The organism is Fructilactobacillus sp. X2R5C2 (assembly GCF_059901375.1).
Window position 1 is genome coordinate 18671 of the sequence record NZ_JBWXUX010000002.1, and the last position, 21693, is coordinate 40363.

At 37.8% G+C, this 21693-nt stretch carries 23 protein-coding genes; all 23 read left to right on the forward strand.

Annotated features, from left to right (window positions below; genetic code table 11):
• The first annotated feature begins 12 nt into the window (after positions 1-12).
• The 23 genes from mraZ (at position 13) to AC6UD2_RS02755 (ending at position 21681) form a co-directional block, all read left to right on the forward strand.
• The gene (gene mraZ, locus AC6UD2_RS02645) at positions 13-438 is read left to right on the forward strand and encodes a division/cell wall cluster transcriptional repressor MraZ (RefSeq protein WP_039144940.1); all 426 of its coding nucleotides are present in this window, start codon (positions 13-15) and stop codon (positions 436-438) included.
• 17 nt (positions 439-455) lie between these two features.
• Entirely contained in the window at positions 456-1400 is a 945-nt protein-coding gene (gene rsmH, locus AC6UD2_RS02650; protein WP_500698141.1) for a 16S rRNA (cytosine(1402)-N(4))-methyltransferase RsmH, read from the forward strand.
• A 12-nt stretch (positions 1401-1412) separates the two neighbouring features.
• Positions 1413-1796, forward strand: a complete 384-nt coding sequence (ftsL, locus tag AC6UD2_RS02655) for a cell division protein FtsL (RefSeq protein ID WP_052236627.1) — start codon at positions 1413-1415, stop codon at positions 1794-1796.
• The gene (locus AC6UD2_RS02660) at positions 1793-3934 is read left to right on the forward strand and encodes a penicillin-binding transpeptidase domain-containing protein (RefSeq protein ID WP_500697946.1); all 2142 of its coding nucleotides are present in this window, start codon (positions 1793-1795) and stop codon (positions 3932-3934) included. The genes ftsL and AC6UD2_RS02660 overlap by 4 nt, the downstream gene beginning before the upstream one ends.
• 20 nt (positions 3935-3954) lie before the next feature.
• Entirely contained in the window at positions 3955-4911 is a 957-nt protein-coding gene (gene mraY, locus AC6UD2_RS02665) for a phospho-N-acetylmuramoyl-pentapeptide-transferase (RefSeq protein ID WP_500697947.1), read from the forward strand.
• A gap of 19 nt (positions 4912-4930) precedes the next feature.
• On the forward strand, positions 4931-6307 hold the full coding sequence (gene murD / locus AC6UD2_RS02670; protein WP_500697948.1) for a UDP-N-acetylmuramoyl-L-alanine--D-glutamate ligase: 1377 nt from the start codon (positions 4931-4933) through the stop codon (positions 6305-6307).
• Positions 6307-7419, forward strand: coding sequence for an undecaprenyldiphospho-muramoylpentapeptide beta-N-acetylglucosaminyltransferase (murG, locus tag AC6UD2_RS02675; RefSeq protein WP_500697949.1), 1113 nt, complete (start codon positions 6307-6309; stop codon positions 7417-7419). The genes murD and murG overlap by 1 nt, the downstream gene beginning before the upstream one ends.
• A gap of 12 nt (positions 7420-7431) precedes the next feature.
• A complete protein-coding gene (locus AC6UD2_RS02680; protein WP_500697950.1) occupies positions 7432-8247 on the forward strand; it encodes a cell division protein FtsQ/DivIB in 816 nt (271 codons plus the stop codon).
• A 99-nt stretch (positions 8248-8346) separates the two neighbouring features.
• Positions 8347-9702, forward strand: coding sequence for a cell division protein FtsA (ftsA, locus tag AC6UD2_RS02685; protein WP_500697951.1), 1356 nt, complete (start codon positions 8347-8349; stop codon positions 9700-9702).
• 20 nt (positions 9703-9722) lie between these two features.
• Complete coding sequence (gene ftsZ / locus AC6UD2_RS02690) at positions 9723-11009, forward strand: cell division protein FtsZ (protein ID WP_010021206.1); 1287 nt, start codon at positions 9723-9725, stop codon at positions 11007-11009.
• Positions 11010-11029: 20 nt separating this feature from the next.
• Positions 11030-11437 (forward strand): cell division protein SepF, encoded by a 408-nt coding sequence (locus tag AC6UD2_RS02695; RefSeq protein WP_500697952.1) that lies wholly within the window; start codon positions 11030-11032, stop codon positions 11435-11437.
• 11 nt (positions 11438-11448) lie between these two features.
• Positions 11449-11724, forward strand: a complete 276-nt coding sequence (locus AC6UD2_RS02700; protein WP_010021208.1) for a YggT family protein — start codon at positions 11449-11451, stop codon at positions 11722-11724.
• A gap of 1 nt (position 11725) precedes the next feature.
• Positions 11726-12517, forward strand: a complete 792-nt coding sequence (locus tag AC6UD2_RS02705) for a YlmH family RNA-binding protein (protein ID WP_500697953.1) — start codon at positions 11726-11728, stop codon at positions 12515-12517.
• A gap of 11 nt (positions 12518-12528) precedes the next feature.
• The gene (locus AC6UD2_RS02710; RefSeq protein ID WP_500697954.1) at positions 12529-13218 is read left to right on the forward strand and encodes a DivIVA domain-containing protein; all 690 of its coding nucleotides are present in this window, start codon (positions 12529-12531) and stop codon (positions 13216-13218) included.
• A gap of 206 nt (positions 13219-13424) precedes the next feature.
• Positions 13425-16226: an isoleucine--tRNA ligase gene (gene ileS / locus AC6UD2_RS02715; RefSeq protein ID WP_500697955.1), complete on the forward strand. Its 2802-nt coding sequence runs from the start codon at positions 13425-13427 to the stop codon at positions 16224-16226.
• A gap of 51 nt (positions 16227-16277) precedes the next feature.
• Complete coding sequence (locus tag AC6UD2_RS02720) at positions 16278-16481, forward strand: cold-shock protein (protein ID WP_010021215.1); 204 nt, start codon at positions 16278-16280, stop codon at positions 16479-16481.
• A 54-nt stretch (positions 16482-16535) separates the two neighbouring features.
• Positions 16536-17081, forward strand: coding sequence for an NUDIX hydrolase (locus AC6UD2_RS02725; RefSeq protein ID WP_010021216.1), 546 nt, complete (start codon positions 16536-16538; stop codon positions 17079-17081).
• Between the two features lie 9 nt (positions 17082-17090).
• The gene (locus AC6UD2_RS02730) at positions 17091-17456 is read left to right on the forward strand and encodes a hypothetical protein (RefSeq protein ID WP_500697956.1); all 366 of its coding nucleotides are present in this window, start codon (positions 17091-17093) and stop codon (positions 17454-17456) included.
• A gap of 20 nt (positions 17457-17476) precedes the next feature.
• Entirely contained in the window at positions 17477-18178 is a 702-nt protein-coding gene (locus tag AC6UD2_RS02735; RefSeq protein WP_039144891.1) for a 5'-methylthioadenosine/adenosylhomocysteine nucleosidase, read from the forward strand.
• 13 nt (positions 18179-18191) lie between these two features.
• Positions 18192-19352: a cysteine desulfurase family protein gene (locus tag AC6UD2_RS02740; RefSeq protein ID WP_500697957.1), complete on the forward strand. Its 1161-nt coding sequence runs from the start codon at positions 18192-18194 to the stop codon at positions 19350-19352.
• Positions 19352-19696: a hypothetical protein gene (locus tag AC6UD2_RS02745; RefSeq protein WP_010021222.1), complete on the forward strand. Its 345-nt coding sequence runs from the start codon at positions 19352-19354 to the stop codon at positions 19694-19696. The genes AC6UD2_RS02740 and AC6UD2_RS02745 overlap by 1 nt, the downstream gene beginning before the upstream one ends.
• Before the next feature lie 107 nt (positions 19697-19803).
• Complete coding sequence (gene mnmA / locus AC6UD2_RS02750) at positions 19804-20925, forward strand: tRNA 2-thiouridine(34) synthase MnmA (protein ID WP_010021223.1); 1122 nt, start codon at positions 19804-19806, stop codon at positions 20923-20925.
• A 96-nt stretch (positions 20926-21021) separates the two neighbouring features.
• On the forward strand, positions 21022-21681 hold the full coding sequence (locus AC6UD2_RS02755; RefSeq protein ID WP_500698142.1) for a histidine phosphatase family protein: 660 nt from the start codon (positions 21022-21024) through the stop codon (positions 21679-21681).
• Positions 21682-21693 lie beyond the last annotated feature (12 nt).

A 21693-nucleotide genomic window follows, 5' to 3' on the forward strand; every position in this document is an offset into this window, starting at 1 on the left:
GGAATGAGAGCCATGTTCATGGGTGAATATCGACATCATATCGATACCAAGGGACGGCTTATTATTCCTGCTAAATTCCGAGATTTATTAGGTGATAAGTTTGTTATTACTCGGGGACTCGATGGCTGTCTTTTCGGATACACCGAAGAAGAGTGGCAGAAAGTTCAAGAAAAAATCAATAAACTTCCATTTAACAAAAAAGATGCCAGAATGTTTGCCCGTTTTTTCTTTTCTGCCGCTACTGAATGTGACATTGACAAGCAAGGACGAGTTAACATTCCAACGTCACTTCGTAAGTATGCAGATCTTACTAAGAACTGTGTCTTAGCGGGGGTATCAACTAGATTTGAAATTTGGGATGCTTCTAAGTGGGATCAATACACGGACGAGGCTTCTAGTGAGTTCAGTGATATTGCTGAGAACTTACTTAATGATTAGGCTGGGGTGAATTAATGATGGCTAAATTTGAACATCAAACTGTTTTATTAAACGAAGCTGTTCGTGGTCTAAACGTTAAACCCAATGGGATTTATGTTGATTGTACTCTTGGAGGTGGCGGACATAGTGCAAAGATCCTTTCTGAGTTAAGAAATGGTCATTTGTATGCCTTTGATCAAGATCAAGTTGCTATCGACTATAATCAGCACCATTTAGCAAAGTTTTTAAAGGATAATGAGTTAACTTTCATTCATGATAATTTTAGAAACTTTAAGTCTGATCTAGAGCAATACGGTGTTACAAGCGTTTCTGGGGTTGTTTATGATTTAGGGGTATCTTCACCTCAATTAGATGACGCCGAACGTGGATTCAGTTATCAAAAGGATGCTCGCCTTGATATGCGGATGGATCAACGAAATAACTTGGATGCCTGGGAAGTTATTAATCATTGGTCATATGAAAAGTTAGTAAAAATCTTTTATCGATATGGTGAAGAAAAATTTTCAAAGCAAATTGCCAGAAGCATTGAGCGTATTAGAGCTGATCATCCGATTGATACTACGACACAGCTAGCAGAAATTATCAAAAATGCCATTCCGGCCGCTGCCAGAAGGCACGGCGGGAATCCTGCTAAACGAGTTTTTCAAGCTGTTCGGATCGCTGTTAACGATGAATTGGGAGCTTTAGAAGATTCGTTGGAGCAAGCTTTAGACATGTTAGAAGTTCACGGAAGAATTAGCGTGATTACTTTTCAATCATTAGAAGATCGATTGGTAAAGGGAATTTTTAAAGAAAAAACCACCATTCAAGATTTGCCCCATGATTTACCTGTAATACCTGAAGCAATGCAACCAAAATTTAAAATGATCCAAAGAAAACCAATTTTACCCAGTGCAGATGAGCTTAATCAAAATCACCGATCGCACAGTGCCAAACTCAGAATTATTGAGAAAATTAAATAGGAGGTGGGAACTTTGGCACAAAATGGTCTAGCAAGAAAAGAATATTCAAATGGGAATGCGTATGAGACGTATCGCAGAAATCAGATCAATTCTCACCAACCCACTGCTCCACAAAAAGAACATAGGTTCACCCCGAAACTTGAAGTTACTGTTTTAGTAGTTGGATGTGCAGTAGTTTTTTTAATGGCAATTGCGTTAGTCTGGACAAGAATATCGCTTTCAGGGGCACAACAAACGTTGCAAGATACAGCAACAAGATCAACAAGAATACATAATACCAATACAGGACTTAAACAACAGATTGATGAATTACAAAGTAGTTCACGCTTGGATAAAGTTGCTAAGGGATCTGGATTGAAACTTTCGAATGATCAAATAAGGAACATTACAAAATGAATAAAAAACAAGAGCAGATGAAAAATCGGAAAAATGCGATTGCTAACCGAAAAAGATTTGGGATGTATTTTCGGATTTTAGTAATTGTAGTTTTCCTGTTGATTTTCGGCTTTTTTTTTAAAAAAGCAATTTTTAAAAGCGCAAATAACGTTAATTTGGCACAGCAGACGAAAAATTTGTATGCTCAAACTAACGTGCTGAAATCCAAGCGAGGCACAATTTACGATAATAATAATCAGGCACTAGCTGAAGACACTAGTACCTACTCGATTTATGCCATCTTGAATAAATCACAGAAGACTAAAGACAATAAACCAGATTACGTGACTAATCCCCAAAAGACGGCTAAAGTTCTTTCTGAAAACTTGCCAATCACTTACAAAGAAGCCCTTAAGACACTTCAGCCCAAGAAAAAGGCCTTTCAAGTGGAATTTGGAAATCCTGGGAAAAATATTTCCTTAGTTGATAAACAAAAGATTGTGGCTCAGCATTTACCAGGGATCAAGTTTGTTCAACAACAAAGCCGTCTGTATCCCAACGGAGTTTTTGCTTCGCATATCGTGGGACTAGCTTCACAAGTAACTAATAATAAGACGAAAGAAACCAACCTCGTAGGACAAATGGGGTTAGAAAAGTCATTTAATAAAACTTTAAGTGGCCAAAATGGTTATAAAGAAGTTCGCCATGATAATTACGGGTATGAAGTTCCTGGGGACAATCAAAAAGAAAAACCGGCAATCAACGGTAATAACGTCCATACGACCATTGACTCACGACTTGAATATCTTCTGGAAAATCAGATGACGGAAGTTCAATCACAAGTTCATCCTAAAAGTATGAATGCCATGCTGATTGATGCTAAGACTGGGAAGGTGCTAGCTGCGGCTCAACGTCCTACTTTTAACGCCACAACTGGTAAGGGACTTGGTGGAATTTGGCGAAATACGTTAACTCAAGATGCTTTCGAGCCTGGTTCAACAATGAAAGTCTTTACTTTAGCGGCCTCAATTGATAGTGGTAATTTTCATGGTAACGAGCGTTACTTGTCCGGAAAATATAACATTGATGGTAAAACTGTTCCTGATTGGTTGCCAACTGGTTGGGGCCGAATCACTTATAATAAAGGGTTTGCCTTATCTAGTAATGTTGCCATGGCACACTTAGAGGAACAAATGGGTCCAAAAACATGGAAAGAATACATTAATCGTTTTCAGTTCCTTAAGAATACTAACTCAGTTTTCGGTGATGATGATTCAGGTAGTATGCAGTTTAAATTACCAATTGAACAGGCTAATACATCCTTTGGCCAAGGAATTCAGGTTACGGCGTTACAAATGGTACAAGCTCTAACTGCGGTTGCTAATAACGGAAAAATGATTAAGCCACGATTTGTTGATAATATAACCAATGATCATCATAAAGTGGTGAAGTCTTATAAAGAGGAAACCCTTGGTCATCCTATTAAAGCTTCAACTTCTCAAGAAGTTCGAAAACACATGGAAGATGTTGTTTATAAGCCGTATGGAATTGGACATGATTATCAAATCCCTGGCTATCGAGTAGCAGCAAAGACCGGTACTGCCCAAGTAAGTAATGGAACGGGTGGATATGAAAACGGTGATGATAGTTATCTTTACTCAGTGGCTGGAATGGTTCCATCATCTAATCCAAGATACATTATGTATGTCAGCATGAAGCAGCCAACCTTAAATGGTAGTAAGACAGCTTCTCAATTGATGGCACAGATCTTTAATCCCGTTATGAAACGAGCATTAACACAAAATAGTGAAAATAATACTCAAGTTCCAGACGTTGTTAATCAGAAGACGGACCAAGCTAAGGATCAGCTTAATAAGAGTCATATGACACCAATCGTGATCGGTGATGGTGATACAATTACAAAACAAAGCCCAACGGCAATCGGCGCTGGAGCTGGCAATAATCATATCATTTTACTTACTAGTGGTGTTTTAAGAATGCCAGACATTAAAGGATGGAGTCAAAAAGATGTTCAGACCCTTAGTGATCTATTGGACATTAAGTTAAGTACTACTGGTAAGGGCAATGTAGTAAATCAAAGTATTAATCGTGGTCAACGAATTACCCCCAAGACCACGTTAGTAATTAAATTAAAATAATTTTGAGAGGATGAAAAGTGATGGATTGGTTAATTCCACTAGTTGGAGGATTTATTATTACACTGGGACTAACTCCAGTATTAGTAAGCTATTTTAGATCAAAGCATGAGGGTCAGATGATCAGGGAGGAAGGCCCTAGCTGGCACGAAAGCAAAAGTGGCACTCCTACAATGGGAGGGTTAGGCTTTATCATTGCGATTGTGATTACATGCTTAGTTTATGGCTTAGTAGTTAACCAATTAAAGTCAACTTTGCTCATCTTGTTATTTGTTCTTGTCTTTTACGGATTGATTGGGATGTGGGATGATTCCATCAAATTGTTTAAACGTCAAAATGAAGGATTTAAAGCATGGCAAAAATTTCTGCTTCAGATCGTTGGTGCTTTGGTCTTTGCATGGGTCTATTATGCAGATGGATTTCCAATGTCCATTCGTTTCTTCAATCTTGGTGAAATTCCACTAAGTTATTTTTACGTCCTATTCATTATCTTTTGGTTGGCTGGATTCTCAAATGCAGTTAATCTAACCGACGGATTGGATGGATTAGTGAGTGGATTAGCGATCATTGCATTTGGAGCATATGCCGTGGTGGCATACTTTCAGCATCAATTTGAAGTTGAAATCTTTTGTATGTCAGTGGCAGGAGCTTTATTAGCCTTTCTGATCTTTAATCATAAACCCGCTAAGATCTTCATGGGGGACATGGGGTCATTAGCGCTAGGCGGAGCATTAGCCGCCGTATCAATTTTGCTTCATCATGAGCTTTCCTTGTTATGGATTGGACTAGTGTTTGTTATTGAAACGGCCAGTGTTATTTTACAAGTAACATCTTTTAAACTAACTGGTAAAAGGATCTTTAAGATGACTCCCATTCATCATTCATTTGAGATGATGGGATGGAGTGAATGGAAGATTGATATTGTCTTTTGGTTAGTGGGGCTCTTTACGGCCATAACGGGTGTTATTACAATGATTTAGTTTTTAGGGAGTTTTAATTATGAAAAAAGTTGACGATTATAAAAATAAAAACGTATTGGTTTTTGGTGCTGGAATGAGTGGAACTAATGCAGCCGAACTACTAGTTAAATTGGGTGCCAAGGTTACGTTAACGGATGCTAAACCAGCAGATCAGATCAAAGCGTACAATGATTTACAAAATGATGGGGTCAAAGTGGTGGCTGGTAAGTCTCCTGTTTCTTTGCTTGATGGCATGGATTTGATGGTTAAAAATCCCGGAATCCCGTACGATAATGAACTAGTAAAAGCCGCTCAATCTCGAAATATTCCGATTATTGTGGAACTGGAGCTAGCTGCTGAAGTTTCAGAGGCGCCATTAGTAGGGGTTACTGGAAGCAATGGAAAAACAACTACAACGACTATGATTACTAAGATGTTGCAGGCTGGTAAACAGCATGGAACTGCATTAGATGGTGGTAACATTGGAATTCCGGCAACTAAGGTAGCTCAAGAAGTTACTAAGGAAGATGTCTTGGTATTAGAAATTTCAAGTTTTATGTTATTAGGTACCCCCAAACTTCATCCTCATATTGCCGTTATTACTAATATTTTTTCCAATCATTTGGATTATCACAAGACACGGGAAAATTATGTGAATGCTAAAATGCAAATTACTAAGAATCAGACCAAAAATGATTATCTGGTAATTAACTTTGATAGTGAAGAATGGAGAGAGTTAAGTAAGCGCAGTAACGCACAAATTATCCCATTTTCACTAACTGATCATTATCAGAATGGTGCCTATGTATCTGATGGAGACATTTATTTTAAAGATGAATTTATTATGCATGAAAAAGACATTCGGGTCCCAGGTGAACAGAATGTTCAAAATGCTTTAGCTGCCATTGCGGTTGCCAAATTATATGAGATTCCTACTGAAGCCATTGTGTCGGTATTAAAAAATTTTGGTGGAGTTCGTCACCGAGTTCAGTACGTATTAACGGCTGACAATCGTGAATTTTATAATGATTCGAAGGCAACCGATATTGAAGCAACTCAGATGGCTTTGAGGGGCTTTGATGAACCCATCGTTTTACTAGCAGGCGGCCTTGATCGTGGATATACTTTCGATAAATTGGTACCAGATTTTAAGGATAGTTTGGCGGGAATTGTTTTGTTTGGTCAAACTGCTGACTTATTAGAAGAGGCGGCAAAAAAAGCTGGGGTACCACAGATTAAGAAAGTTAAAAATCTTGATGAGGCTGTTCCTGAGGCCTTTAAGATGAGTAAACCAGGCGATATCGTATTATTGTCACCAGCTAATGCTAGTTGGGATCAGTTTGCAACGTATCGTGATCGTGGTGATGAATTCATTAAAGATGTTGAAAAGTTAACTGGTAAAAAGGAGACCAACTAATGAGAATGATTGTATCAGGAGGCGGAACGGGAGGACATATTTACCCCGCGCTTGCCTTAATTGACGCATTAAAAGCTAAAGAGCCTAATTCAGAAGTTTTGTATGTTGGATCTGATCGTGGGCTTGAGGGAAAAATTGTTCCGGAAAAAGGACTCAAGTTTGATGCGTTAAACATCCAGGGCTTTAAACGGAAGTTATTTAGTTTATACAATTTCAAAACCGTCTGGCTCTTTTTAAAAAGTGTTCATGAAGCAAAGAAAATCATTAAAGATTTTAAACCGGATGTCGTTGTTGGAACAGGTGGCTATGTTTGTGGTGCCGTGGTTTATGCTGCAGCCAAAATGGGGATTCCGACCGTTATTCATGAGCAAAATAGTGTGGTTGGACTAACTAATCGTTTCTTAAGTCGTTACGTGGATCAGATTGCCATTGCCTTTGACGATGCCCGAAAACAATTTCCTGAAAATAAAGTTGTTTTTACTGGGAATCCTCGTGCCCAACAGGTTGCAAATATACAAAGTGATTTTAAATGGAGCAGCATTGGCTTAAAAGATGACGTTCCAACCGTTTTAATATTTGGTGGGAGCCAGGGTGCCCTGAAGATTAATTCTTCAACCGTAGAAGCAATTCCTGAATTTGACCGACGCAAGTATCAAGTTGTGTTTGTAACTGGTCAAAAGCGTTATCAAAGTGTAAAAGATGAGTTGAAGAACGTTAAAGTCAACAGTAATATTGCAGTTTTACCGTATATTTCTAATATGCCGGAAGTTTTGCCAAAAGTTGACCTAATTGTAGGAAGAGCAGGGGCCACCAGTATTGCTGAAATTACCGCAATTGGAATTCCCGCAATCCTGATTCCCAGTCCATATGTTACAGCCGATCATCAGACTAAGAATGCCATGAGTTTGGTGAAAAATAATGCCGCAATGATTTTGACGGAAAAAGATCTTAACGGACAGTCATTAGTAACTAAAGTGGATTCTTTGATGCATAATTCTGAATTAAGAAAACAAATGGCTGCTAATTCTTATAATATGGGAGTTCGAAATGCAGCAGATCAACTTTTAGCAGTTTGCCAAACTGCAATTAAAAAACATCATAAAGAAGCTTAACGGGTGATCGTGATGAAAACCAATGGCAGTGATTCCAATTCGTCTGGTCGGTTGGAAAGATACCAAGAGAGAAAACAAAGAAAAAATAGTAGATATCGGGTTGGCCATCAAATTCCCGGGATTCGAAAACAGCAACGTCGGCAGTTAATTAAAGGCTTTTTACCAATCCTATTAGCTTTTAGCATAGTTGCCTTAATCTCACTGTATTTTGTATTGCCGTACAGTCGAATATCAGCGGTTAAAGTTCAAACTGATAGGCAATTGGCGGATGCTAATATTAAGGATCAAATTCCATTTCAAGCTGGAGATTCGTTGTTCATGGTTAAAAGGAATCAGTCCAAAGCACGGCAGTACGTCTTGAATCATAATGCTGAGGTTAAAAAGATTGATTTCGTTTTTACGCATCATAATCAATTAAATGTAAAAGTGATGGGTTATTCTGACCCTGAGTATGCTTTAAGGGATGGTAAATATTATCCAGTTTACCCGTCTGGCAATATTTCTAATCAAGCGGTTAAGATTAAAAATTTAGATGATGTTTGTGTTCTTTCTGGTTTTAACCAAAAAGAAGAAATTAAAAATGTTTTAAAACAATATAAAAACATTAAGCAACCCATTCGAAATCAAATTAAGGAATTACAAAGTGCAACTACCAAAAGTAATCCTGAAAGAATTAAGATTGTGATGAAAGATGGAAATGAAGTTTATGTTAAAACTAGCACAATGGCAGGGAAAATGGCTTACTATCCGTCAATTGCTAAGACCCTAAAACAAAAGAGTGTTATCAACATGGAAGTGGGAGCATATTCGTATCCATTGGGGAAATGAGAGTTCTTTATTAACATTCACTATGTGTGTTAAAATTAAATGAGATTATGGTTTATTGGACCATCGTTTTCGATAAACTTTATATGGAGGTTCCAGATTATGAACGATTCAAATATGTACATTGGTTTAGATATTGGAACCACTTCGATTAAGGTGATTGTAGCGGAAAAAGCCAACAATCAAATGAATGTAATCGGGGTTGGTAACGAGAGATCAGCTGGAGTTAGCCGGGGAGTTATTGTTGATATTGACAAGGCTTCAAACGCAATTGGACGCGCAATTAGACAGGCTGAAGAAAAAGCCAGTGTCAAGATTAGTAACGTAATTGTTGGCATTCCTGCTGACCAAATAAAAATTGATAAGTGTTCTGGAATGATTGAACTTCCTGATCAATCAGAAGAAATCACTAATGATGACGTTGTTGACGTTGCTGAATCTGCGATTGATACTAATCTACCTCCTGAACGTGAAGTGATTGATTTAACTCCTGATGAGTTCATGGTTGATGGCTTTGATGGGATTCAAGATCCAAGAGGAATGGTTGGAAATCGCCTTAAGATGAATGGGCGTATGATTAGCGGACCTAAAACAATCATTCACAATATCAAGAAGGCTGTCACAAATGCTAGACTAAACATCGAGGCACTTGTCGTTGATCCTCAAGCTGAAGGAAAATATATTTTAAGTGAATCAGAGCAAGAGTTTGGTACAATACTGATTGATTTAGGTGGTGGCCAATCAACAGTTGCGGTTATTCATGACTTTGAACTCAAGTATGCAAATGTGGATCTTGAGGGTGGACAATACATAACTAAAGATATTTCCTCAGTGTTAAATACATCTGCTTCTAATGCTGAAAAGCTGAAGCGTGGCTATGGATATGCTGATGTTGATCAAGCTAGTGAAGATAACGAATTCCCAGTTGATGTGGTTGGTCAAGGACAACCAGTTAACGTAAGTGAAAAGTTATTGGCTGAGATTATCGAAGCACGAATTGACCAAATCTTTAGTAGATTGAAAACTGACCTTGACGGAATTGATGCTCTAAGTCTGCCTGGTGGAATTGTTCTAACTGGGGGAGTAGCATCAATGCCTGGAATTGCTGAGTTAGCAGCTAATACTTTTGGAGTGAATGTCAGAGTTTATATTCCTGATCAAATTGGTTTAAGACATCCTTCTTTGTCATTAGCACTATCTTTAGTTAATTATGGTGGTAATTTGAGTCAAATCGAGCGGTTAGTACGTTCTGCATTTGACCATGGTGAGTTCACTCACAGTGACAACGGAAATGCCAGAGAAGTTGAACCTGAGTCTGAGCCAAAAGTATCTGGATCCATTCCCTTTAAGCAAAAAAGACAGAATAAAACGGCAAAAAAGAAACGTGAAAAGAAACCAAAGAGTGATAAGAATTTAGGCGAAAGATTTAGTGGTATCGTACATCACTTTTTCGAGTAACGCGGGGGTATCGATAAAATATGGACTATTCAATGGATGCAAATAAAAATAATGGTGCAACAATTAAAGTCATCGGAGTTGGTGGCGGTGGTGGAAATGCCGTCAACCGAATGATTGAAGAAGGTGTCAAGGGAGTAGAATTTATTGCTGCCAACACCGATTTACAGGCTTTAGGAAGTTCTAAAGCAGAGACTAAAATTAATTTAGGACCTAAGCTTACTAAGGGACTTGGAGCTGGTTCAAACCCAGAAGTAGGATCAAAAGCGGCCGAAGAAAGTGAAGAGGCTCTTACTGATGCACTAAATGATGCTGATATGGTATTTGTAACTTCTGGAATGGGTGGTGGAACCGGAACTGGTGCCGCTCCCATCGTTGCTAAAATTGCAAAAGACGCAGGTGCATTAACGGTTGGCGTAGTTACTCGTCCCTTTGTTTTTGAAGGACCAAAACGGGATCACAATGCTACCGAAGGAATTGAAGCTTTAAAGCAGAACGTTGACACTTTGGTAGTGGTATCCAATAATCGTTTGTTGGATATGGTTGATAAAAAGACACCAATGATGGAAGCATTTAAAGATGCTGACGATGTTCTACGCCAAGGTGTCCAAGGAATCACCGATTTGATCACCAGTCCCGGAGTTGTTAATTTGGATTTTGCTGATGTTACAAGTGTTATGCAAAATCAGGGCTCAGCTCTTATGGGAGTTGGTGCTGCAACAGGCGAAAATCGGACTGAAGAAGCAACGAAAAAAGCCATTAATTCTCCATTATTAGAAGTTTCAATTGATGGTGCTCAACAGGTTTTACTTAATGTTACAGCTGGTCCAGAGCTATCGCTTGCGGAAGCTCAGGATGCGGCTAATATTGTATCTGATGCAACGTCTAATGATGTTAACATCTTCTTTGGAACCTCAATTGATGAAAATATGGGTGACGAGGTTAAGGTTTCAGTGGTTGCCACCGGAATTCAAACTGGTGATCCAGATCGTTCTGCTAGTCCAGCTTTAGCTCGCAAGAATCGTTCAAGTACATTTGCCAGTCCTAAGACTGATAGTTCACAAAAAGACAATTCTGATTCCAGCAATGATGACCCACTTCATAACTGGGATATTAGTGATAACCAGAATGATGTAAGAGACAATGATTCATCTTCAAATGATGATAAATTTTCAAACGTTGAAAAACAGGACTTTGAACCATTTGATGCTGGAAACAATTCAGATTCAAATAACAATGATGATAGTGGAAACGACAATGATGATGTCCCTCCATTCTTCAGATATCGGAACCGAAACAATAAGCAGTAGTTTTCGGAGAGGAGTTAGTAATGTCAAATAAGATTAAAAAGTTTTTGGGGCTTGATGATGACGATGAAGCCTATGAAAATGATGAAACAAGTCAGAATGCTGTTCCGTCAGTAAAGAGCAACCCACGAAAGGTTGTTTCAATGAGTCAAAGTGATATTTCTAATAGTAAAATTGCCATTTTAGAGCCACGCATTTATGCCGATGCAAAAAGCATTGCCAGTAAGTTAATTGGTGGCAATGTTGTCATCGTCAAAATGGACGGCGTTAGTAATGAATCTGTTAAAAGAATTGTTGATTTCTTAAATGGGACTGTTTACGCAATCGACGGAAAAATAAAACGAATTGATGATAAAATTTTTCTTTGTGCACCTAATAATTTTGATATTGATGGGGCAATGGACGAAAAGTTTAATAGTCGGTTAGGATGATTTAATTGGTTATGGTGATTGATTGGATTGTTAGAATTATTAATTACGCAATTCAAATATACATGTTAGCGATTGTGATTGATGCACTACTAACTTGGTTTCCGGGGGCATCCCAATCTAGGTTTGGCCAGTTCTTGGGGCGAATCGTTAATCCGTTTTTAGAATACTTTAATTTTGCTCATATCGGAATGCTGGGATTTGGTCCCATTTTGGCATTGATTGTGCTTCAACTTTTACAGTTCGGTGTGACTTATATTGGAAATATTATAATAAGTCTGGTTGGATAGCATGAGTATTGAAAAAGATATTGAACAACATTTTAGAAAGTCTGAGATCCCCTTTCTTCAAACCGCTAGTGATTGGATCGAGAGTGCTAATTCCGAATATCGACCAATCCTTACTAGCTTTTTAAATTCACGGGAATGTTATTTATTACAAACTTTAGTGAACCGCTATCCTCATTTGCAATTATCAACTTTTGGTGGCTATAAAGATGCTGAAATGAAACGTGGCATTATTTATCCAGACTACTTTCATCCAGAGGTTAAAGACTACCGGTTAGCCTTAGTTGAAATTGAATACCCAGAAAAGTTTGCTTCAATTCATCATAACCAAGTTCTTGGCAGTTTAATGGGAAGCGGAATTGAACGGAAAGTTCTTGGTGACATTCTGACTGATGGCGACCGTTTTCAGTTTATTTGTGAACAAGAAATGGTTGGCTATCTGACTCAGGAAGTTGATCGCATTGGACGTGTGAAAGTTAATTTAAAGGAAGTTAATTTAAGTGAAATGATACAGGGAGAAAATGACTGGATTACTAGTTTTGTTACTCTTCCATCATTTCGGTTAGATGTAGTTATTTCAATTGGCTTTCGGATTTCTCGTAGTGTAGCTAAGTCACTAGTCGAACACGAAAAAGTGCGGCTAAACTGGTTTGAATTTACTAAACCAAACTATGAAATTAAAGTTTCTGATATGATTTCTGTTCGCGGATACGGTAGAATAAGAGTAGTTGGATATAATGGTCATTCTAAAAAGGGAAAGTTAAAAGCTGAGTTAAATATTATAAAAAATAAATGAGGAGGGATATTATGACACTTACTGCCCAAGATATTCATGATAAAAAGTTTTCACTAAAAATGAGAGGATATAGCATTGATGAAGTCAATGACTTTTTAGACCAACTCACTAAAGATTACCAAATTCTGCAAGATGAGAATGAGGAACTGAAAAAATCATTAAAGAAAACCAAAAAAGACCTCACTTACTATGATGACCTTAAGAATTCCTTGAATCAATCAATTTTAGTTGCTCAAGAAGCAGCTGATAAAGTTAAGAAGGATGCCGAAAGCGAAGCTGATGAGATTAAACAAAACGCACAAAAGCAAGCTGATTCAATCTTAGCTGACACTACTGACAAGTCTAATCAAATTATGGGTGCAACTACCAAACAAGCTCAGAGTCTCTCAATTGCAACCGATGATTTTCGGAATAGCATTAAGACTTTCCGTCAAAAGATGATTGGAATGTTACAAAGTCAGTTAGATTTTGCTAAGAATGAAGACTGGAATAAATTACTTGATTCTAGTAATTTTAATAATTATGATGAGATTCAGCAGGCCGTTAAGAACCTTGACAAGCAAGCTTTGGTGAGTGTAGACTCATCTAGTAATGATGATTCAACAAAAGATCAAGATGATCAATTGATTGTTGAATCGGTATCGGGACCATATACTGATCCTACAGTTGAGATTTATCCCAATGACAAGCTACATAAATAACGGTAGATTGAAGACAGAAAGTTATTAATGACCTTTTCAGCGAATTAGGGGTGGTGTGAGCCTAATAAAGTAGTTATTAGTAAAAGATCACTTCATTGATAATCTATGCAATGAGAAAATTAACTATGGTTAATTTTGAATTTGGGTGGTACCACGAAGACTTCGTCCCTATTAGACGAGGTCTTTTTTATTTTGAGGAGGATACTATGAGAATTAAGGATACGCTGAATTTAGGTAAGACTAAGTTCAAGATGAGAGGTAATCTTCCTGTAAAGGAAGTTGAACGAGAAAAAGTTTGGGAAGACAATCAGCTTTACCAGCAACGTCAAAAGTTAAATGAGGGCAAACCATCATTTGTATTACATGATGGACCACCATATGCCAATGGTGATATCCACATGGGTCATGCTATGAATAAGATTACCAAGGATATGATTGTTCGTTTTAAATCAATGAATGGATATCGAGCTCCTTATGTACCCGGATGGGATACTCATGGACTACCCATTGAACAGCAACTTAAAAAGAAGGGATATAATCGAAAGAAAATGTCTACGAATGAATTTCGTAAACTTTGTCATGATTATGCTCTCAAACAAGTTGATAGACAACGTGATGAATTTAAACGATTAGGTGTGTCTGCTGATTGGGATAATCCATATTTAACGTTGATGCCAGAATATGAAGCTGCTGAAGTGCGTGTTTTTGGTAAAATGGCAGATCGTGGATTGATCTATAAGGGACTTAAACCTGTAATTTGGTCGTGGTCATCAGAATCAGCACTTGCTGAAGCAGAAGTAGAATACCATGATGTGACTTCCCCATCCGCTTTCTTTGCTGAGAAGGTGATTGATGGAAATGGTGTCCTTGATAATGATACTTATATGGTAGTTTGGACTACGACCCCATGGACCATTCCTGGTTCAGAAGGGATTACGGTTGAACCTGATTTTGACTATTCAATTATTCAACACGATGATGATCCCAAGAAATATGTGATTGGAACCGACTTACTGGATCAAGATGCTGAAATGTTTGGATGGAAAAATGTCCGCACTTTACAAACCGTAAAGGGTAAAGATCTTGATAACATTAAGGCCCAACATCCGTTTGATAGTAGTCGTCAACTAGTAGTAATGAACGGTGATTTTGTTACTAATGATGCTGGAACAGGTTTGGTTCATACTGCTCCTGGATTTGGAGAAGATGATTATAATATTGGGATGCAATACGGATTAGACGTCTTTGCACCCGTTGATTCCAAGGGGTACCTAACTAAAGAAGCTGGTCCTGATTTTGAAGGTGTCTTTTACGAAGATGCTAATCAAATCGCATTAGATAAGTTAAAGGAACAGGGTCAACTTATCCATTACATGCCATATAAACATAGTTATCCTTTTGATTGGAGAACTAAGAAGCCAGTTATCTATCGTGCAACCCCCCAATGGTTTGCTTCGGTTGATAAGATCAGAAAAGAAATTTTGGATGCCATTGATACCGTTGGTTTTAATCCTAGCTGGGGTCAAAAACGACTTTATAACATGATTCGTGATCGCGGAGATTGGGTCATCTCAAGACAACGAGTTTGGGGAGTCCCACTACCAATCTTCTATGGTGAGGATGGTGAGCCAATTATCACCGATGAGACCATTGAACATATTGCCGACTTGTTTGGCCAATATGGTTCAGATATTTGGTTTGAGAGAGATGCAAAGGACCTTCTCCCAGAAGGCTTTACCAGTAAGCATTCTCCAAATGGTAAATTTACCAAGGAAACTGATATTATGGATGTTTGGTTTGATTCTGGTACTTCTCATCAAGGTGTCTTAGCAGAACGTCCTAATTTAACCTATCCGTCAGATTTAGTAGTTGAAGGATCAGATCAGTATCGTGGATGGTTTAATTCTAGTTTGATTACGAGTGTTGCATACGCTGATATTGCTCCTTACAAGCATGTTCTATCACAGGGATTCACGCTTGATAAAAAAGGTCATAAAATGAGCAAGTCACTTGGAAACACGATTGCCCCAAGCGATGTTATTAAACAAATGGGTGCTGATATCGTGCGCTTGTGGGTTACAAGTGTTGATACCTCTGCCGATGTTAGAGTGTCGATGGGGAACTTTAAGGTAGTTTCTGACAGCTATAAGAAAATTAGAAATACGATTCGATACATGCTGGCTAACACTAGTGATTTTGATCCTGAATCTGATGCAATTAAATATGAAGATATGAATTCTGTCGATCAATACATGTTAATTCGTTTGAATCAGTTGATTCAAAACGTTAAAGATGATTACGATCAGTATGACTTTATGAGTATTAATAAAGAATTACTATCGTTTATTACCAGTGATTTGTCTGCTTTTTATTTAGATTTTGCTAAGGATATTTTGTACATTGATCCTAAAAATGGTCAGCGTCGTCGCTCAATGCAGACGGTGTTATACACCATTTTAGTGGCTTTAACCAAGTTAATGACTCCCATTATTCCTCATACGACCGAAGAAATTTGGAGTTTCTTGGATGAACCTGAAGAATTTGTTCAATTAGCTGAAATGCCAGAAGTTAAGCACTTTAGTGGAGAAGATACGGTTCGTAGTCAATGGGACCAATTTATGAAGTTAAGGAAAAACGTTCTGAAAGCCATGGAATTAGCTCGAGATGATAAGGTTATTGGTAAGCCTTCTGAGGCTAAACTGACATTATACGTTGATGATGCGACCAAAAAAATGTTTAATGATTTAAATGTTGATATTGGACAAATTTTAATGGTGTCTCAATTAGACGTTAAATCAATTGATGATGTTGATGATCAAGCTAATCGTTTTGATGATAATTTAGCCATTAAGGTAGAACATGCTAATGGTGAGACTTGTGTTCGTTGTCGTCTTATTAAACAAGACGTTGGTTCTGATCCAGATTATCCTGAGTTTTGTGGTCGTTGTGCTAAAATTGTAAAGGAAGAGTTTCCTGAAACTGCTACAGAAGGATTTGAAGAAAAATAATTAAATCGGGACTTGTTCCCGATTTTTTATTAACAAAGAGGTGATTACGTAATGAAAGGCACAATTAAAAGTTACGAAAGAGATAAGGGTTTTGGTTACATTCAGGTTCCCAATTCTGATGATGTTTTTATGCATATCACGGGAATTATTTCTGGTAATCCTAAGCAAATTAAAGCTGGAGATTCCGTTGACTTTGTAAAAGCAATGGGACAACACGGTTTTCAGGCGGCAAAGGTGGTTTTGCATCAGGACTAAAGCCGTTGCATTGAATTCACATTATCGTTAAACTATTTTTGGAAGGTGACTATCATGGATTTTGAAGAAAAAGTAATCAGTAGTAAACCAGTTTATAAGGGGCCAATTGCACAAGTTGAAGAACAACAAGTTAAACTTCCTAACGGAAAATTAGCTTCACGTGAGATTATTCATCACTGCAAATCGGTAGCAATGCTTGCAATCACCTCAGGTAATAAAATGATTATGGAAAAACAGTGGCGGGCACCAGCTAAACGTGTCATGTTGGAAATTCCCGCTGGCAAGTTAGATGATCGTGATGATGATTCACCGATTCATGCTGTCAAAAGAGAGCTAAATGAAGAAGTTAGATTTAATGCGAAGGATATTAAACAGCTTTATTCATTTTATCCGTCAGTTGGGATCTCAGACGAATACATGTATCTGTACTTAGTCCAGGGATTAACTCCCGTTAAAAATAAATTACCAAGAGATCCAGGTGAATTTTTAGAAATTGATGAATATAGCTTGGACGAAGCAAAACAAATGCTAAAAGATGGCCAAATTATTGATGCTAAGACAATTATGGCAATTCAATACTGGGAATTGATGCAGAAGTAGGCGACCAATATGTTTAATGATAAAAAAGACGATCAATCTAATATGACAAGATCGCAATATCAGCGAATGTATGGTGATGCTGATAGGAGACACAATGTTGAATATGATCATAATTCTGAAAATCAGGAGACACGGTATAATCGATCTAAAAAGCGAAACTGGTTTAGTCGATTATTTCACCGTTCCAAAAATGATCAACCAACGGAAACAAATTTTAATCAATATGATAATGCCCAACCCGATTCATATGAGCGCGAAAGACGAGATGCTTCTGAATATAAGCGAAAACGACTTGGTAGAAGATTAAATGTCGTCATTTTAATATTGTTAGTACTAATCATAATTGTACTGGCAATTATGCGATTTGTTGGGTAGCTTGAGGGGAAGAATAAATAATGAAAACATTTGGAATTATTTGTGCCATGGATGAGGAAATTAAGTCTTTGAAGTCGGCATTAAAAGATGAAAAAGAAAAAGATATTAATGGAATTAAATTTTACGATGGAACGATTGACGGTCAACACGTCATTTTAGTTAAATCTGGAATTGGGAAAGTTGAGGCTGGCATTACGGCCGCAATTTTATTAGAAAACTTTGACGTTGACGTATTGATTCATTCTGGGTCGGCCGCTGGAATTGGAAATGGTCTTAGTGTTGGTGATCTAGTAATTTCAACCCAGACCGCTTATCATGACGTTGATGCAACGGCTGCCGGCTATGAATACGGACAACTACCTGGTCAGCCTGCTCGATTTGATGCTTCAAATGTCTGGATCAATAAGATTTCAGACGCATCAAAAGACACTGGGATTAATCCTAAGCGAGGATTAATCGTTACTGGTGACCAATTTATTGCTGGTCAAAAAATGATTGATGATATTTTAAAGAATTTCCCGGATGCTTTATCCGCTGAGATGGAAGGGGCAGCTGTTGGTCAAGTTGCTCATCAATTTAAGATTCCTTACGTGGTGATTAGAGCGATGTCAGACGTTGGTGATGAAGATGCTAACCAAAGTTTTGACGAATTTGTTGTCGATGCCGGGAAACGGTCGGCCCAGATGTTACTAAATTTATTTAAGAATACAGAAGAAGCATAGAGGGATGATTTAAATGGGTGAGATCTATTTGGATAACGCCGCAACCACACCAGTATCAAGCGAAGTATTAAATGATATGTACGATAAGTTTAAGAATAACTTTGGAAACGCATCAACTTTGTATCAACTCGGTAGACAATCCAAGGAGATTTTGGAAGATAGTCGTCATGTGATTGCTAAAAGTATCAATGCCAATGACAATGAAATTGTTTTTACTAGTGGTGGAACAGAAAGCGATAATACTGCAGTAATTAGAACGGCTGAGGAACGTCAAAGTCTTGGTAAACACATCATTACGACTTCTATTGAACATGAAGCCATTTTAAAGCCCATGAAATATTTGGAAGATCATGGATTTAGGGTGACCTATCTGCCAGTGGATGAACATGGTAATATCTCGATGGACGACTTAAAGGATGCCCTTGATGATGATACGATCTTAGTTTCCATCATGACCGGTAATAATGAAGTCGGCAGTAAAAATCCAATTCATGAAATTGGTGAATTGCTTAAAGACCATCAAGCTTGGTTTCATACTGATGCCGTTCAGGCCTATGGATTGTTGGATATTGATGTTAAGAAGGATCATATTGACCTCCTTTCAACTTCAGCTCATAAGCTGAATGGACCAAAAATGATCGGGTTTTTGTATCGTCGAAATGTAATTAATTTTACCAGTTACATTATGGGTGGCGATCAAGAAGATAAGCGTCGTGCTGGAACGGAAAATATTCCCCAAATTTCTGGTTTTGCTACGGCAGTCAAAAACCTTCCAAGTGAGAAGAAAAAACAACGAAGAGAAACCTTTAGACGATTTAAGCGTGAGATAGTCGATGGTCTTACTAATAACGGAATTGACATTGATGTTAATGGATCAATGAGTGACAATACTCTTCCCCATGTTCTCAATATTTGGATCAAGGGAATTTCGACTTATGTAATGCAAACTAACTTAGACTTAGCTGGAATTGCAGTTTCCGGTGGATCGGCATGCACGGCTGGGAGTTTAGAGCCGTCACATGTTTTGACAGCAATGTTTGGTAAGGAAAGTCCCAGAATCTCAGAGTCAATTCGAATTAGCTTTGGGGCCTATACGACTGATGAAGATATTCAAAAATTAGTTACTGAAATCACGGCAATTGTAAAGCGCTTGAAGAAGGGAAATAAAAAGTAATGGCATTTTCAAAGTCACTTCAGCTAAAGGGTGGAGATACTAAATATGAGTTAAGTCCTGAAATCAAAAAGTATACACTTCTGGATCTTGGATTTAGTAACACTAAGAGTGGTAACTTTGCCTATAAAAAATCAATTGATCCAGAATCACCCTTTAGTAAAAACGCGATGAAATTAAAAATCACCATTAATTCCGATATGACCGAATTTAAGATGGCGATTGTTGATGGTAATGAAATGAATGACGTTGATATTTTTTCAAATGATAAACATTTAGAGGAACGGGATCAATTCAATTTTATTATGCAAAATATGATCTTAAGGAAGGTTTTTCGAAGGGTTTAAAGAGCCGAAGGTTGCATGAACCTTATTTAATAGAGTAAGATAGTAAATACTGGAATTGCGACCTTCAAATCGTAGATTTTCAGAATCTAAAGAATGATGGTGATGTTATGCAAGATAACAGTAAAACACGTGTTGTTGTTGGAATGAGTGGTGGAGTTGATTCTTCAGTCGCTGCCTACTTACTCAAACAACAAGGATACGATGTTATTGGCGTCTTTATGAAGAACTGGGATGATACCGATGCTGACGGTGTCTGTACCGCTACTGAAGACTACAAAGATGTTGCTCATGTTGCTAACGAAATCGGCATCCCATATTATTCTGTCAACTTTGAACATGAGTATTGGGATCGTGTCTTTAAGTATTTCCTTGCGGAATACAAACGAGGACGAACTCCTAATCCTGATGTAATTTGTAATACTGAGATTAAGTACAAAGCTTTTCTCGAGTATGCCATGGATTTAGGTGCCGATTATATTGCAATGGGGCATTATGCTCAATTGAAGCGTGATAAAGATGGTCATAATCATCTTTTACGTTCCACTGATCTTAATAAGGATCAGACGTATTTCCTAAGTCAGCTTTCAGCAGACCAATTGGATCGAGTAATGTTTCCGGTTGGTGGGATGACTAAACCAGATGTCCGAAGAATTGCAAAAAAAGCAAACCTTTGGGTAGCAGACAAAAAAGACTCAATGGGAGTTTGTTTCATTGGTCCTAATAATTTTAATAATTTTCTTAGTCATTATTTGCCAGCTAAGCCCGGCAAAATGATGACCTTTGATGGCGAAGTTAAGGGTCAGCATAATGGCTTGATGTATTATACAATTGGTCAAAGAAAGGGCCTAGGTATCGGTGGAGATGGCTACGATAATCTTCCGTGGTTTGTGGTTGGAAAAGATCTTTCCAAAAACATTTTGTATGTTGGAAAGGGTTATCATAACGAACACTTATATGCGGATTATCTAACGGCTTCCGGACTATCTTGGATTGATTCCAATACGCGCGGAAATGATTTTCACTGTACTGCCAAGTTTAGGTACCGTCAAAAAGACACTGGAGTTACCGTTCATGTTGAAGATAACGATCACGTTAAGGTGGTTTTTGATGAACCAGTTCGTTCGATTACTCCTGGACAGGCTGTAGTTTTCTACGATGGTCAAGAGTGTCTAGGTACCGCTACGATTGATGCAGCATTTAAAAATGATCATCAGTTACAGTACGTATAATCAAATAAAAAGTTCGACTCATTAGGGGTCGGACTTTTTTTGATAATTTAATTCTAAACTGGCATAATAGGGCTAGATTAATGTGTGAGAGGGTTTATCATGAAACTTTATTTTGTAAGGCATGGAAAAACAGAATGGAATCTAGAAAGCCGTTATCAAGGTGCCGGCGGAGATTCCCCGTTGTTAGACGATAGCTATCACGAAATGGATCAGGCTGGAAAGTATCTGTCAGGGATTCATTTTGCTCATATTTACGCGAGTCCGATTAAGCGAGCTCGTACGACTGCATTTCGAATTCAAGATTGGTTAAAATATCCGTCTTCCATTTCACTGGATAGTCGGCTTGAGGAATTTCATTTAGGTAAGATGGAAGGAATGAAATTTACTGACGTGCAAAGAAAATTTCCAGCAGAATTCGATGCTTTTCGAAATCATCCTGAAAAATATCAGCCTGAGGCCATTGGTGGCGAAACTTTCCCAGCCTTAATCAAAAGAATGCGTAGCAAAATCGATGAAATTGCTCGAAATTACGACCGTGACGATAATATTTTAATTGTAAGTCATGGGGCAGCCCTTAACGCGTTAATTAATTCACTATTAGGGATTCCCTTAAAGGATCTCAGAAAACGTGGTGGATTAGCTAATACTAGTACCACCATTATCGAGACTAATGATAGCGGTAAAACTTATCAGTTAATTGATTGGAATGATACTAGTTATTTAGATAAAAGGATTGAAAAGTCAGATTTAGTATAATAGGAGTCAGAA